The organism is Streptomyces mabaensis (assembly GCF_053763515.1).
Genome location: NZ_JBSOPZ010000005.1, coordinates 143,146 through 156,108, shown reverse-complemented (window position 1 = coordinate 156,108; position 12,963 = coordinate 143,146). Strand labels below are relative to the sequence as shown.

General features: G+C 72.5%; 11 protein-coding genes and 1 riboswitch. Of the genes, 9 read left to right on the top strand and 2 right to left on the bottom strand.

Annotated features, from left to right (window positions below; genetic code table 11):
* Positions 1–124: 124 nt before the first annotated feature.
* From ACWV17_RS06465 to ACWV17_RS06450, 4 genes are all read left to right on the top strand, one after another.
* Positions 125–1,492 (top strand): M16 family metallopeptidase, encoded by a 1,368-nt coding sequence (locus ACWV17_RS06465; RefSeq protein ID WP_455358913.1) that lies wholly within the window; start codon positions 125–127, stop codon positions 1,490–1,492.
* 20 nt (positions 1,493–1,512) lie between these two features.
* Entirely contained in the window at positions 1,513–2,880 is a 1,368-nt protein-coding gene (locus ACWV17_RS06460) for a M16 family metallopeptidase (protein WP_455358912.1), read from the top strand.
* Positions 2,881–3,090: 210 nt separating this feature from the next.
* A riboswitch (cyclic di-AMP (ydaO/yuaA leader) is annotated at positions 3,091–3,248 on the top strand.
* 13 nt (positions 3,249–3,261) lie between these two features.
* Positions 3,262–4,056, top strand: coding sequence for a M23 family metallopeptidase (locus ACWV17_RS06455; protein WP_455356525.1), 795 nt, complete (start codon positions 3,262–3,264; stop codon positions 4,054–4,056).
* A gap of 202 nt (positions 4,057–4,258) precedes the next feature.
* Positions 4,259–4,936 (top strand): GntR family transcriptional regulator, encoded by a 678-nt coding sequence (locus ACWV17_RS06450; protein WP_455356524.1) that lies wholly within the window; start codon positions 4,259–4,261, stop codon positions 4,934–4,936.
* 153 nt (positions 4,937–5,089) lie between these two features.
* Here ACWV17_RS06450 and ACWV17_RS06445 read toward each other — a convergent pair whose 3' ends face one another.
* A complete protein-coding gene (locus tag ACWV17_RS06445; RefSeq protein ID WP_455356523.1) occupies positions 5,090–5,371 on the bottom strand; it encodes an HPr family phosphocarrier protein in 282 nt (93 codons plus the stop codon).
* A gap of 155 nt (positions 5,372–5,526) precedes the next feature.
* Here ACWV17_RS06445 and ACWV17_RS06440 point away from each other — a divergent pair, with 155 nt between their 5' ends.
* Genes ACWV17_RS06440 through ACWV17_RS06425 form a run of 4 tightly spaced genes read left to right on the top strand, consistent with a single transcriptional unit; the run spans position 5,527 to position 11,136 of the window.
* A complete protein-coding gene (locus ACWV17_RS06440) occupies positions 5,527–8,514 on the top strand; it encodes a bifunctional acetate--CoA ligase family protein/GNAT family N-acetyltransferase (RefSeq protein ID WP_455358837.1) in 2,988 nt (995 codons plus the stop codon).
* 58 nt (positions 8,515–8,572) lie between these two features.
* Positions 8,573–9,169, top strand: a complete 597-nt coding sequence (locus ACWV17_RS06435) for a DUF5998 family protein (protein ID WP_254371373.1) — start codon at positions 8,573–8,575, stop codon at positions 9,167–9,169.
* A complete protein-coding gene (locus tag ACWV17_RS06430) occupies positions 9,169–10,371 on the top strand; it encodes an alkaline phosphatase family protein (protein ID WP_455358836.1) in 1,203 nt (400 codons plus the stop codon). Before ACWV17_RS06435 ends, ACWV17_RS06430 begins: the two co-directional genes overlap by 1 nt.
* Positions 10,372–10,431: 60 nt before the next feature.
* A complete protein-coding gene (locus ACWV17_RS06425) occupies positions 10,432–11,136 on the top strand; it encodes a thymidine kinase (protein WP_455356520.1) in 705 nt (234 codons plus the stop codon).
* Here ACWV17_RS06425 and ACWV17_RS06420 read toward each other — a convergent pair.
* The gene (locus tag ACWV17_RS06420; protein WP_455356519.1) at positions 11,111–11,884 is read right to left on the bottom strand and encodes a VOC family protein; all 774 of its coding nucleotides are present in this window, start codon (positions 11,882–11,884) and stop codon (positions 11,111–11,113) included. The two genes, ACWV17_RS06425 and ACWV17_RS06420, sit on opposite strands and share 26 nt — an antisense overlap.
* Positions 11,885–12,099: 215 nt before the next feature.
* Here ACWV17_RS06420 and ACWV17_RS06415 point away from each other — a divergent pair, with 215 nt between their 5' ends.
* Positions 12,100–12,954, top strand: coding sequence for a sulfurtransferase (locus ACWV17_RS06415; protein WP_455358835.1), 855 nt, complete (start codon positions 12,100–12,102; stop codon positions 12,952–12,954).
* Positions 12,955–12,963 lie beyond the last annotated feature (9 nt).

The window sequence follows — 12,963 nt, the reverse complement described above, 5'->3', positions numbered from 1 at the left end:
GGAGTGATCCCCGGTAAGGGTGCTCCGGAACGGGAACTTCGCCAGGTGTCGGCACGCTTGCATACAGTGGCAGGACTGTTTCTGGTGACGCAGTCATCACGCGATCGAAGGGACGTACATGCCCATGGGTCACACGGCCACAGCGCAGGCCGGTTCCGGCGGCCTGACAGCGACCGAGCACCGCCTGGCCAACGGGCTGCGTGTGGTGCTCTCCGAGGACCACCTGACCCCGGTCGCCGCGGTCTGCCTCTGGTACGACGTCGGCTCACGGCACGAGGTCAAGGGCCGCACCGGCCTCGCCCACCTCTTCGAGCACCTGATGTTCCAGGGCTCGAAGAACGTCCCGGGCAACGGCCACTTCGAACTGGTCCAGGGTGCGGGCGGCTCGCTCAACGGCACCACCAGCTTCGAGCGCACCAACTACTTCGAGACCATGCCCGCGCACCAGCTGGAACTGGCCCTGTGGCTCGAGGCCGACCGGATGGGCTCGCTGCTCACCGCGCTCGACGACGAGTCCATGGAGAACCAGCGCGACGTCGTCAAGAACGAGCGCCGCCAGCGCTACGACAACGTCCCGTACGGCACGGCGTTCGAGAAGCTGACCGCCCTCGCGTACCCCGAGGGCCACCCGTACCACCACACGCCGATCGGCTCGATGGCCGACCTGGACGCCGCCTCCCTGGAGGACGCGCGGAACTTCTTCCGTACCTACTACGCGCCGAACAACGCGGTGCTGTCCGTCGTCGGTGACATCGACTCCGCGGCGACGCTGGCCTGGATCGAGAAGTACTTCGGCTCGATCCCCTCCCACGACGGCAAGCAGGCGCCGCGGGACGGCTCGCTGCCGGACGTCATCGGCGAGCAGCTGCGCGAGGAGATCGTGGAGGAGGTGCCGGCCCGCGCGCTGATGGCCGCCTACCGCCTCCCGCAGGACGGCAGCCGCGAGTGCGACGCCGCCGACCTGGCGCTCACCGTTCTCGGTGGCGGCGAGTCCTCCCGGCTGCACAACCGGCTGGTCCGCCGCGACCAGACGGCCGTGGCCGCCGGCTTCGGCCTGCTACGGCTGGCCGGCGCACCCTCCCTCGGCTGGCTGGACGTGAAGACGTCCGGCGGCGTCGAGGTACCGACGATCGAGGCCGCGGTCGACGACGAGCTCGCCCGCTTCGCCGCCGAGGGTCCCACGGCGGAGGAGATGGAGCGCGCCCAGGCCCAGCTGGAGCGCGAGTGGCTGGACCGGCTCTCCACGGTCGCCGGCCGCGCCGATGAACTCTGCCGGTACGCCGTGCTGTTCGGCGACCCGCAGCTCGCCCTGACCGCCGTACAGCGGGTTCTCGACATCACCGCCGAAGAGGTGCAGGCCGTGGCCGCGGCCCGGCTGCGCCCCGACAACCGGGCGGTCCTCGTGTACGAACCCGTGGCCGCGGAAGACGCGGAGGACGCGGACGACGCCGAGGGCACGAACGAGAACGGCACCGAAGGGGCGCAGCAGTGAGCGACGCAGAGATCACCAGCATGGAGTTCCACCCGCAGCCCCAGGCGGGCGAAGCCAAGCCGTGGGCCTTCCCGGCCCCCGAGCGCGCCACCCTGGACAACGGCCTGACCGTGCTCCGCTGCCACCGCCCCGGCCAGCAGGTCGTCGCGGTCGAGATCATCCTCGACGCGCCGCTGGACGCCGAGCCGGACGGCCTCGACGGTGTGGCCACGATCATGGCCCGCGCCCTGTCCGAGGGCACCGACAAGCACACCGCCGAGGAGTTCGCCGCGGAACTGGAGCGGTGCGGCGCCACGCTGGACGCGCACGCCGACCATCCGGGCGTCCGGGTCTCCCTCGAAGTGCCCGCCTCCCGGCTGCCGAAGGCCCTCGGGCTGCTCGCGGAGGCGCTGCGGGCCCCCGCGTTCGCCGACAGCGAGGTGGACCGCCTGGTGCGCAACCGGCTCGACGAGATCCCGCACGAGCTGGCCAACCCGTCCCGCCGCGCGGCCAAGCAGCTCTCCGCGGAGCTGTTCCCCGCAGACGTCCGGATGTCGCGCCCGAGGCAGGGCAGCGAGGAGACGGTCGCGCGGATCGACTCCGCGGCCGTAAGGGGCTTCTACGAGGCCTACGTTCGCCCCGCCACGACCACCGCGGTGGTCGTCGGCGACTACACCGGTACCGACCTGGACGCCGTCCTCGCCGAGACCCTGGGCGCCTGGACCGGGGGCTCCGCGCAGCCGCGCCCGGTGCCGCCGGTGACCGCCGACGACACCGGCCGCGTGGTGATCGTGGACCGCCCCGGCGCCGTGCAGACCCAGCTGTTGCTCGGCCGTATCGGCCCCGACCGGCACGACCGGGTCTGGGCGGCCCAGGTGCTGGGCACGTACTGCCTCGGCGGCACGCTCACCTCCCGGCTGGACCGCGTCCTGCGGGAGGAGAAGGGCTACACGTACGGCGTCCGGGCGTTCGGCCAGGTGCTGCGGTCCGCACCCGACGGCACGGGCGCGGCCATGCTCGCCATCAGCGGCTCGGTCGACACCCCGCACACCGGCCCGGCGCTGGAGGACCTCTGGACGGTGCTGCGCACGCTCGCCGCCGAGGGCCTCACCGACGCCGAACGCGACGTCGCCGTACAGAACTTGGTGGGTGTCGCCCCGCTGAAGTTCGAGACGGCCGCGGCCGTCGCCGGCACGCTCGCCGACCAGGTGGAGCAGCATCTGCCGGACGACTACCAGGCGCAGTTGTACGTACGGCTGGCCGAAACGGGCACGGTGGAAGCCACCGCGGCGGCCGTCAGCGCGTTCCCGGTCGACCGGCTGGTGACCGTCCTGGTGGGTGACGCGTCGCAGATCGAGGAGCCGGTGAAGGCGCTCGGCATCGGCGAAGTGACTGTTGTCACCGGCTGATCGGCCGTAAGCGGCAGTAAGACGGACAAGAGGGACCCCGGTGGCCGGCGAGCCACCGGGGTCCTCCCATATGTCCGGATTGTTGCGGAGGTTGGGTGTCTGGCCTGTGGCGTGCGCTACAAAAAACCGTGTCTGTTTGGTGATTGACAGATGAGCCGCTTAGCGTCTGTCCGGCTGTTCGTCAGATGTGAGCGTCGCACCCGCGGCACCGGGCAGCCATCGCCGAGTCCCCGTCAGGCGCGAGCCTGGGGAGCCGGGGACCCACGCAGTCCCTGGGGTGAATCGGGCCTCCTCGCCAGAGGAAGCCCGTAGGAGACCTTCCTGCTCCGAACCCGTCAGCTAACCCGGTAGGCGAGAAGGAAGGAAAGGATCAGCCTCTTCATGGCGTTCACCCGTGCCACCGGGAAGCACCGTCGTCCGAGCCGTATGACGCGCAAGAGCGCGAACATCGCAGGCATCGCCACCCTCGCCACCGCGGGCGTCGTCGGCACCCTGAGCTCGCCGGCCTTCGCCGCCGCCGAGCCGGCGGCCGCGACGGTCGAGGACACCGGCCTCAACGCCATCGTCGTCGCCGACACCCTGGCCGACCAGATCGACGCCCAGGCGCAGGCCCAGCAGCAGGCCGCCGAGGCGGCCGCCGCCAAGGCGAAGGCCGAGGCCGAGGCGAAGAAGCGGGCCGAGGAGGCCAAGCGCAAGGCCGAGGCGAAGGCCAAGGCGGAGCGCGAGGCCAAGGAGCGCGCCGCCCGTGAGGCCGAGCGCAAGCGCCTGAACAGCTATGTCTCCCCGATCGCCGGCTCGTACGTCTCCACCTCCTACCAGGCGGGCGGCGCCGCCTGGTCCTCCGGCAGCCACACCGGTGTCGACTTCCACGCGGCCTCCGGCACCACCGTGCGGGCCGTGGGCATGGGCACCGTCGTCGAGGCCGGCTGGGGCGGCGCGTACGGCAACAACGTCGTGATCAAGATGAACGACGGCACCTACACCCAGTACGGCCACCTGTCCTCCCTCTCGGTGTCCGTCGGCGAGTCCGTCACCCCGGGGCAGCAGATCGGCCTCTCCGGCTCGACGGGCAACTCGTCCGGCCCGCACCTCCACTTCGAGGCCCGGACGAGCGCCGAGTACGGCTCGGACATCGACCCGGTCGGCTACCTGCGCTCGCACGGCGTCAGCCTCTGAGGTTCCTCCACCGACAGCTTCCGAAGGCCCCGCCCCCGCGTCGGGGTCTTCGGCGTTCCCCGGCCGTTCTCCGCCAGGAACTTTGGCCAGAAGATATACCTGATTTCCCGCCCGCCGTCGGAAATTCCCGCGCGCTGCAATAGAGTCGCAGAACAGGCGTCGTCCGACCGCGTTTCGCGGGGATTAAGGCGGAGGTCCGGTCATGCGCATTCCCGCGCACTCGGTATGCACGGCAATCCGCGACGACATCGTCTCCGGTGTCTTCGAACGCGGCAGCCGACTCACCGAGGAGGTGCTCGCGCGCCGCTACGGCGTCTCGCGCGTCCCCGTCCGCGAAGCCCTGCGCACCCTGGAGTCCGAGGGCTTCGTCGTCACCCGCCGGCACGCGGGCGCCTGCGTGGCCGAGCCCACCGAGCAGGAGGCGGCCGACCTGCTGGAGATCCGGATGCTGCTGGAGCCGCTGGGCGCCGCACGGGCCGCACGGCGGCGCACCGAGGCGCATCTCAAGGTGCTGCGCGGCCTGGTGAGGCTGGGGCAGGAGCGGGCCCGCCGCGGGCAGGGCGAGGATCTGCGCTCGCTGGGCGGCTGGTTCCACGAGACGCTCGCCCAGGCCTCGGGCAGTCCCGGCCTCACGGCGCTGCTCACCCAGCTGCGGCACAAGATCGCCTGGATGTACGCGGTCGAGGCGCCCGCCCGGCCGCTGGAGTCGTGGGCGGAACACGGGGCGATCGTCGACGCGGTGGCGCGCGGTGACGCGGAGCGGGCGCGGGCACTGACGGCGCAGCACGCGGAGCGGGCGGCATCGGCGCACCGGCTGCGGCGCACCGAAAGGGTGAGGACTTCGCAACATGCCGTAAACACCGCGAGCGCTCCCCATTAACAGTTCCGCCGTATACAAAGAGGAGCTATTGGCCGGGGTTGTTTTCAGCTGCCCGAATTCTGTAGGTGCGCATTCGATTCGGGCGAAAAAGATGCGGTGAAAACGGCCGAGCCGTTTTCACCGCATCGCATCGCCGTGATGAGCCGTTCCGGCTCAGACGGTTTCCGGAAGCTCCTCGAGCCCCTCGGCGACCAGCTTTGCGAGCCGGTCGAGGGCGGCGTCCGCGCCGTCCGCGTCGGACGCGAGCACGATTTCCTCGCCGCCGTGGGCGCCGAGGCCGAGCACCGCGAGCATGGAGCCGGCGTTGACCGGGCTTCCGTCGGCCTTGGCGATCGTCACGGGGACGCCGGAGGCCGTCGCGGCGCGGACGAAGATCGAGGCGGGCCGGGCGTGCAGGCCTTCGGCCCAGCCGACGTTGACGCGGCGCTCAACCATGGTGATGCCCTTCAGGTGCTTAAGGTTGTCTAGACCAGTCTCTCATGGGGTGCGGGGTGCTCGGGTCCGGCCCTTCCGGACCGCATCCGGCCTGCCGTTCGGACTTCCTCAGACTGCCCCGCCCCGGGCGCCGCCGCGACCCGTACTCTTTCCCCATGCAGCCCCCGCCGGCCCATGACGAGCACCACGCCTACCCGGCCCACTGGGAAGCCGACGTAGTGCTGCGCGACGGCGGCACCGCGCGGATCAGGCCCATCACCACCGAGGACGCCGAACGCCTGGTCAGCTTCTACGAACAGGTGTCGGACCAGTCGAAGTACTACCGCTTCTTCGCTCCCTACCCCCGGCTCTCCGACCGTGACGTCCACCGCTTCACCCATCACGACTACGTGGACCGGGTCGGCCTCGCGGCCACCGTCGGCGGCGAGTTCATCGCCACCGTGCGCTTCGACCGGATCAACGAGGACGGCCGGCCCGCCTCCGCCCCCGCGGACGAGGCCGAGGTCGCATTCCTCGTCCAGGACGCCCACCAGGGGCGCGGGGTGGCCTCAGCGCTGCTCGAACACATCGGTGCCGTCGCGCGCGAGCGCGGCATCCGGCGGTTCGCCGCCGAGGTGCTGCCCGCCAACACCAAGATGATCAAGGTGTTCACGGATGCGGGGTACACGCAGAAGCGCAGCTTCGAGGACGGCTCCGTCCATCTCACCTTCGACCTCGAACCCACCGACCGGTCGCTGGCCGTCCAGCGCGCCCGCGAGCAGCGCGCCGAGGCCCGCTCCGTGCAGCGCCTGCTCGCGCCCGGTGCCGTCGCCGTCATCGGCGCCGGCCGCGCGCCCGGCGGTGTCGGCCGGTCCGTGCTGCGCAACCTCCTCGGCTCCGGGTTCACCGGGCGTACGTACGCCGTGAACCGCGCGCTGGAGGCCGGCGGCACGACGCTCGGCGGCGTCCCCGCGTACCGCTCCGTCGGCGAGATCGGCGAGCCCGTCGACCTCGCGGTCGTGGCCGTCCCCGCCGACCGGGTGCCCGAAGCGGTGGCCGACTGCGGCGAGCACGGCGTACAGGGGCTCGTCGTCCTGTCCGCCGGGTACGCGGAGAGCGGCGCGGAGGGCCGGGAGCGGCAGCGTGAACTGGTCCGCCAGGCGCGGTCGTACGGCATGCGCATCATCGGCCCCAACGCCTTCGGCATCATCAACACCGCGGACGACGTCCTGCTGAACGCCTCGCTGGCCCCCGAACCGCCCACGCCGGGGCGCATCGGCCTGTTCACCCAGTCCGGTGCGATCGGCATCGCCCTGCTGTCGGGGCTGCTGCGGCGGGGCGCGGGGCTGTCCTCGTTCATCTCGGCGGGCAACCGCGCCGACGTCTCCGGCAACGACTTCCTGCAGTACTGGTACGAGGACCCGGCCACCGATGTGGCTCTGCTCTACCTCGAAACGCTCGGCAACCCGCGGAAGTTCACCCGCCTCGCCCGCCGCACCTCGCAGGTCAAACCGGTCGTCGTCGTCAAGGGCGGCCGGCACAGCGGCAGCGCACCGCCCGGACACGCGGTGCCGGTCACGCGCATCCCCGACGCGACGGTCTCGGCGCTGCTGCGTCAGGCCGGCGTGATCCGGGTCGACACGGTCACGGAACTGGTGGACGTCGGCCTGATGCTCGCGGACCAGCCGCTGCCCGCCGGACCGCGGGTGGCGATCTTCGGCAACTCCGAGTCGCTCGGTCTGCTGACGTACGACGCCTGCCTGACCGAGGGGCTGCGCCCGCAGCCGCCCCGGGACCTGACCACGGCAGCGACCCCGGCGGACTTCCGCGCCGCGCTGGCCGAGGCACTCGCGGACGACGGCTGCGACGCGGTGGTCGTGACGGCGATCCCCTGGGTGGGGGACAACGGCGCGACGGAGTCGGGTGACGGCGAGGTGCTGGCCGCGGCGCTGCGCGAGGCGGCGGCGGACGCCCCGGCCAAGCCGGTCGCGGTGGTCCACGTGGAGCTGGGCGGCCTCGCGGACGCCCTGGCGGCGGCGACCAGCACGGCGTCCCCGGCCCCGGCCCGCGCGGGTGCGCCGGCGTCGGGCCCGGACGCCCGCGCCGGAGCCTCGGCCGGGGCGGCCGAGGACGCGGGGGCCGCGCCCGGTGCGCGCGGCGTGCCGCACGCGGGCGGCACGCTTGGCGTTGCCGGTTCCGGTGACGCCGGGGCCCGCGCCGCCGTCCGCGGGGCGGCGGCGCCGTCCGCCGGGGGGGCTGGTCGCGGGGCAGAGCGAGCGCGGCCCGGGGCTCGGATTCCCGCCTACCCCGCCGCCGAACGGGCGGTCCGGGCGTTGGCCGAGGCCGTGCGGTACGCCCAGTGGCGGCGGCAGGCCGCCGAGCCCGGACGGGTGCCCGAGGCCCTCAACGACACCATCGACGAGGCCGGCGCCGCCGCGCAGCTCGAAGCGCTGCTCGAACCCGTGGTGGGAGAGCGAGGCATCACGCTCCCCGACGCCGATGCCCACGAGCTGCTGGCGCGGTACGGGATCTCCGTCCTGTCCGCCCTCCCCGCGCCCGGCCCGGACGCCGCCGTCGAGGCCGCCGCCCGCCTCGGCTACCCCGTCGCGCTCAAGACCACCGCACCCCACCTGCGGCACCGCCCCGACCTCGGCGGCGTACGCCTGGACCTGACCACCGAGGCGGAACTGCGCCGTTCCTACGCCGAGTTGACCGAAGCGCTCGGCAAACCCGTGGAGCTGCAGCCCGTCGTGCAGGCCATGGTCCCGCGCGGCGTGGACACGGTCGTACGGTCGGTGATCGACCCGGCAGCCGGCCCGGTGCTCTCCTTCGGGCTGGCCGGCGCCGCCTCCGAGCTGCTCGGCGACATCGCGCACCGGCTGGTCCCGGCCACCGACAGGGACGCCGCCGAGCTGATCAGGTCCATCCGCACCGCCCCGCTCCTCTTCGGCTGGCGCGGCTCGGCACCCGTCGACACCGCGGCCCTGGAGGAGCTGCTGCTACGGGTGTCCCGGCTGGTGGACGACCACCCCGAGGTGATCGGCGTTGCCCTCGAACCGGTGATCGTCGCCACCCAGGGCCTGTCCGTGCTCGGCGCGACCGTACGGATCGCCCGGCCGCCGGCCAGAACCGACCTCGGCCCCCGCACACTGCCCAGCTACTGAGCGCTGCCCGGAGCCGGGGTCCACAGGGCGGCCTCCGCAGTCACCGGGCCCCCGTAGGATGGACCCCATGGCGAAGACCGGTACGACGACCCAGGGGCTGCGCGCGGCGATCGAGCGCAGCGGCTACTACCCGGCCCTCGTGGCCGAGGCGGTGGAGGCCGCCGTCGGCAGCGAACCCATCTCGTCCTACCTGGTGCACCAGGAGACCACCTTCGACTCCAACGAGGTGCGCCGCCACGTCACCGTCCTGGTCCTCACCGGGAACCGCTTCATCGTCAGCCACACCGACGAGCAGGCCGCCGACACGACCTCCCCGACGCCGTACGCCACGACCTCCACCGAGTCGGTCAAGCTGGCGAAGATCTCCTCGGTCGTCCTGAGCCGCGTCGTCGCCAACCCGGAGTCGTACACCCCGGGCACTCTGCCCCGCGAGGTCGTCCTCACCATCGGCTGGGGCGCCGTCTCCCGGCTCGACCTGGAGCCCGCCGCCTGCGGCGACCCCAACTGCGAGGCGGACCACGGCTACACGGGCAACTCCACCGCCGACGACCTGAGCCTGCGCGTCAGCGAGGCCGGTGACGGTCCGGACACCGTGCGCCAGACGCTCGCCTTCGCCCAGGCGCTCTCCGAAGCGACCGCGGCGACCGGCCGCTGATGGTCCAGCCCGCCTGGCAGTACGACGAGGACGCCGCCCCGCTCGCCCTCGACACTGCCCCCGTCCCGGAGTACGGCGCGGGATCGCTCGCCGATCTGCTGCCCACCCTCGCCGCCGGCCAGGACGTGCCGGGCCTGGATGCGACTCTCACCGAACTCACCCCGGCCGACCGGAACTGCGTCTTCCTGATCGACGGCCTCGGCTGGGAGCAGATCAAGGCCCACCCGGACGAGGCCCCGTACCTGACCTCACTGCTCGCGAGCTCGCGCGGCGGCACCGGGCAGCCGATCACCGCGGGCTTCCCCGCCACCACCGCGACCTCGCTCGCCTCCGTCGGCACGGGCCTGCCGCCCGCCGCGCACGGCCTGCCCGGCTACACCGCGCGCAACCCGGCCACCGGTGAGCTGATGAACCAGCTCCGCTGGAAGCCGTGGACCGACCCGCACGCCTGGCAGCCGTACCCGACGGTCTTCCAGCTGGCCGACGCGGCCGGGGTGCACACCGCCCAGGTGTCCTCGCCGACCTTCCAGCACACCCCGCTCACCAAGATCGCCCTGAGCGGCGGCACGTTCCACGGCCGGCTCTCCGGCGAGGAGCGGATGGACCTGGCCGCCGAGCAACTGGCCCTGGGTGACCGTTCATTGGTCTACACCTACTACAGCGACGTGGACGGCAAGGGACACCGCTTCGGGATCGACTCGGACTCCTGGCGCGGACAGGTGATGTACGTCGACCGGCTCGTCCAGCGTCTCGCCGAACAGCTCCCGCCCCGCTCGGCCCTCTATGTCACCGCCGATCACGGCATGATCGACATCCCGTTCGACGAGGAGTCGCGCATCGACTTCGACGAGGACTGGGAGCTACGGGCCGGCGTGGCCCTGCTGGGCGGCGAGGGCCGGGCCCGCCATGTGTACGCCGTGCCGGGCGCCCGGAGCGACGTACTGACGGTCTGGCGCGAGGTGCTGGGCGAGCGGTTCTGGGTGGCGAGCCGGGACGAGGCGATAGCGGCGGGCTGGTTCGGCCCGCCCGGCGCATGCGACGAGCGGGTGTACGGCAGGATCGGGGACGTGGTCGCCGCGGCCCACGCGGACGTGGTCATCACCGCCTCGCGGAACGAGCCGCACGAGTCCCTGATGGTCGGGATGCACGGCTCGATGACCGCCGCGGAGCAGCTGGTCCCGCTGCTCGAAGTCCGTTCGTAGACCCCGCCCGCGTACGCCCGCCCCCTCATCCCGTACCGCCTGAAAGGCTGTCACTTTCCCATGCCCGAGCTGGTGTTCTTCTCCGGAACCATGGATTGTGGGAAGTCGACCCTCGCTCTGCAGATCGAGCACAACCGGTCGGCGCGCGGGCTGCAAGGCATGATCTTCACCCGCGACGACCGTGCGGGCGAGGGCAAGTTGTCCTCCCGGCTCGGCCTGGTCACCGAGGCCGTCGAGGCGGGTGAGGGATTCGACTTCTACGCCTACCTCGTCGCACACCTCTCCCAGGGCGGCCGGGCCGACTACGTGATCGCGGACGAGGCGCAATTCCTCGCCCCGGAGCAGATCGACCAGCTCGCCCGGGTCGTCGACGATCTCGAACTCGACGTCTTCGCCTTCGGCATCACCACCGACTTCCGCTCCAAGCTCTTCCCCGGCTCGCAGCGCCTGGTCGAGCTCGCCGACCGGGTCGAGGTCCTCCAGGTCGAGGCCCTGTGCTGGTGCGGCGCGCGGGCCACCCACAACGCCCGTACGATAAACGGCCGGATGGTCGTCGAGGGGGCCCAGGTTGTCGTCGGTGACGTCAACCAGTCGGCCGACGAGATCGGTTACGAGGTGCTGTGCCGCCGTCACCACCGGCGCCGGATGACAGCCTCGGCCGCCCGCGCGGCGGCCCTCTCCCCGGACGTGCTGCCGGTCGAGCCGGCGCCGGACGAACCGCACGTCGGCGGAGCGGGTGTCAGCGAGCCGTCCGGACGATCGTGAACACCGCGCCCTCCGGATCGGCGACCAACGCCAGCCGCCCGCTCGCCCCTTCCCGCGGCGGCTGGAGCACATGCCCGCCCAGCTCGCTCACCCGGCCGACGGCCTCGTCGGTGTCGGCCACCTCGAAGTACGTCATCCAGTGCGCCCCCCGATTCCTCGGCAGGGCCCGCCCGACGCCGTGCACGGAGGCCACCGGCCGGCCTTCCAGGAGCAGGGTCAGATAGTCGAAGTCTGCCGAGACGACCGCATCGGTCTCGTAGCCGAACACGGCCTGGTAGAACTTCCCGACCGTGAGCGTCTCCGCCGTCAGCAGCTCGTTCCACACCGGTGTACCGGGTGCCCCGGCCACCATCGTGCCGACGTGCGAGCCGGCCTGCCAGATGCCGAAGACGGCACCGCTGGGGTCGGATCCGATGGCGAGCCGCCCCGCCTCGCCCGCCTGCAGCGGACCGACCGCGACGGTTCCGCCGCAGCTCCGGATCGTTTCCGCAGTCGAATCGGCGTCGTCCGTCGCGAGGTACGTCGTCCACGCGACCGGGAGATGACGCTCGGGCGGCAGCTCGCCGATCCCGGCGACCTCCTTGCCGTCGAGCAGCGCCCGCACGTACGGGCCGAGCTGCTGCGGCCCCGGCCGGAACTCCCAGCCGAACAGTGCCCCGTAGAACTCCTGGGTCGCGGCAAGGTCGTGCACCATCAGGCTGACCCAGCAGGGCGTGCCTGGCGTGCGCCGAGTCACTGCCTCCGTCATCGTCACTCTCTCCTCGGACCATCGGGTGGCCGTGCACAGGACCGGGCGCGCGGTGGGACGTACGCGCTCCCCTCGAGATGCTCGCACCACCTGTCGCGCTGTGTGCCCCGGCCGCGCCGGATTGTGCGTGTTCCCGCGGGAGGTTGGCCGATTTGCGGGGTCTGTCCTTCCCCGGCCGTCACGTCGGAGGCAGGCTCTGCGCGAGGATGTCTTCCATGAACGCCATCATCTCCGTATCCGATCTCGCGACCGAGCTGGCCGGCCCGCGGCCGCCGGTGCTGCTGGACGTGCGCTGGCAGCTGGCCGGGCCGAACCTCCGGCCCGAGTACGAGGACGGGCACATCCCCGGTGCCGTCTATGTGGATCTCGACAAGGAGCTCGCGGGGCCGGCCGGATCCGGTGGCCGGCACCCCCTTCCTGAACTGCCCGTTTTCGGCGCGGTGATGCGCCGGGCCGGAGTGTCCCCGGACACTCCGGTCGTGGTGTACGACGGCGGGCAGGGCTGGGCGGCCGCGCGCGCCTGGTGGCTGCTGCGCTGGACCGGTCATCCCTCGGTGCGGGTCCTGGACGGCGGCCTGGCCGCCTGGACGGCCGACGGGGGCGCGCTGTCCGCCCGTACCCCCGCTCCCGCCGAGGGCGACTTCACTCCGGTACCCGGGTCCCTGCCCCTCCTCGACGCGGACGGGGCGGCGGCGCTGGCCCGCTCCGGCCTGCTGCTGGACGCGCGTGCGGCCGAGCGCTACCGGGGCGATGTGGAGCCGATCGACCGGGTGGGCGGGCACATTCCCGGCGCGGTGTCGGCGCCGACCAGCGAGAACGTCCGCGAGGACGGCCGCTTCCTGCCCGTCGCGGAACTCGCCGCACGCTTCTCGAAGCTGGGGGCCCAGGGGGCGGGAGAGGCGGCGGAGGCGGTGGAGGTCGGGGTCTACTGCGGTTCCGGCGTCTCGGGTGCGCACGAGGTGCTGGCGCTGGAGATCGCGGGCATCCGCGCCGCGCTGTACGCCGGTTCCTGGTCCGAGTGGTCCGCGGACGATTCCCGGCCGGTGGCCACCGGCCCCGACCCGCTGTAACGCCCGTAC

Excerpts from the sequence above, each read along its gene's own strand:
- ACWV17_RS06455 (WP_455356525.1), top strand. The coding sequence starts at position 3,262 with ATGGCGTTCACCCGTGCCACCGGGAAGCACCGTCGTCCGAGCCGTATG.
- ACWV17_RS06415 (WP_455358835.1), top strand. The coding sequence starts at position 12,100 with ATGAACGCCATCATCTCCGTATCCGATCTCGCGACCGAGCTGGCCGGC.
- ACWV17_RS06425 (WP_455356520.1), top strand. The coding sequence starts at position 10,432 with ATGCCCGAGCTGGTGTTCTTCTCCGGAACCATGGATTGTGGGAAGTCG.
- ACWV17_RS06450 (WP_455356524.1), top strand. The coding sequence starts at position 4,259 with ATGCGCATTCCCGCGCACTCGGTATGCACGGCAATCCGCGACGACATC.
- ACWV17_RS06445 (WP_455356523.1), bottom strand. The coding sequence starts at position 5,371 with ATGGTTGAGCGCCGCGTCAACGTCGGCTGGGCCGAAGGCCTGCACGCC.
- ACWV17_RS06465 (WP_455358913.1), top strand. The coding sequence starts at position 125 with ATGGGTCACACGGCCACAGCGCAGGCCGGTTCCGGCGGCCTGACAGCG.
- ACWV17_RS06430 (WP_455358836.1), top strand. The coding sequence starts at position 9,169 with ATGGTCCAGCCCGCCTGGCAGTACGACGAGGACGCCGCCCCGCTCGCC.
- ACWV17_RS06460 (WP_455358912.1), top strand. The coding sequence starts at position 1,513 with ATGGAGTTCCACCCGCAGCCCCAGGCGGGCGAAGCCAAGCCGTGGGCC.
- ACWV17_RS06435 (WP_254371373.1), top strand. The coding sequence starts at position 8,573 with ATGGACCCCATGGCGAAGACCGGTACGACGACCCAGGGGCTGCGCGCG.
- ACWV17_RS06440 (WP_455358837.1), top strand. The coding sequence starts at position 5,527 with ATGCAGCCCCCGCCGGCCCATGACGAGCACCACGCCTACCCGGCCCAC.
- ACWV17_RS06420 (WP_455356519.1), bottom strand. The coding sequence starts at position 11,884 with ATGACGGAGGCAGTGACTCGGCGCACGCCAGGCACGCCCTGCTGGGTC.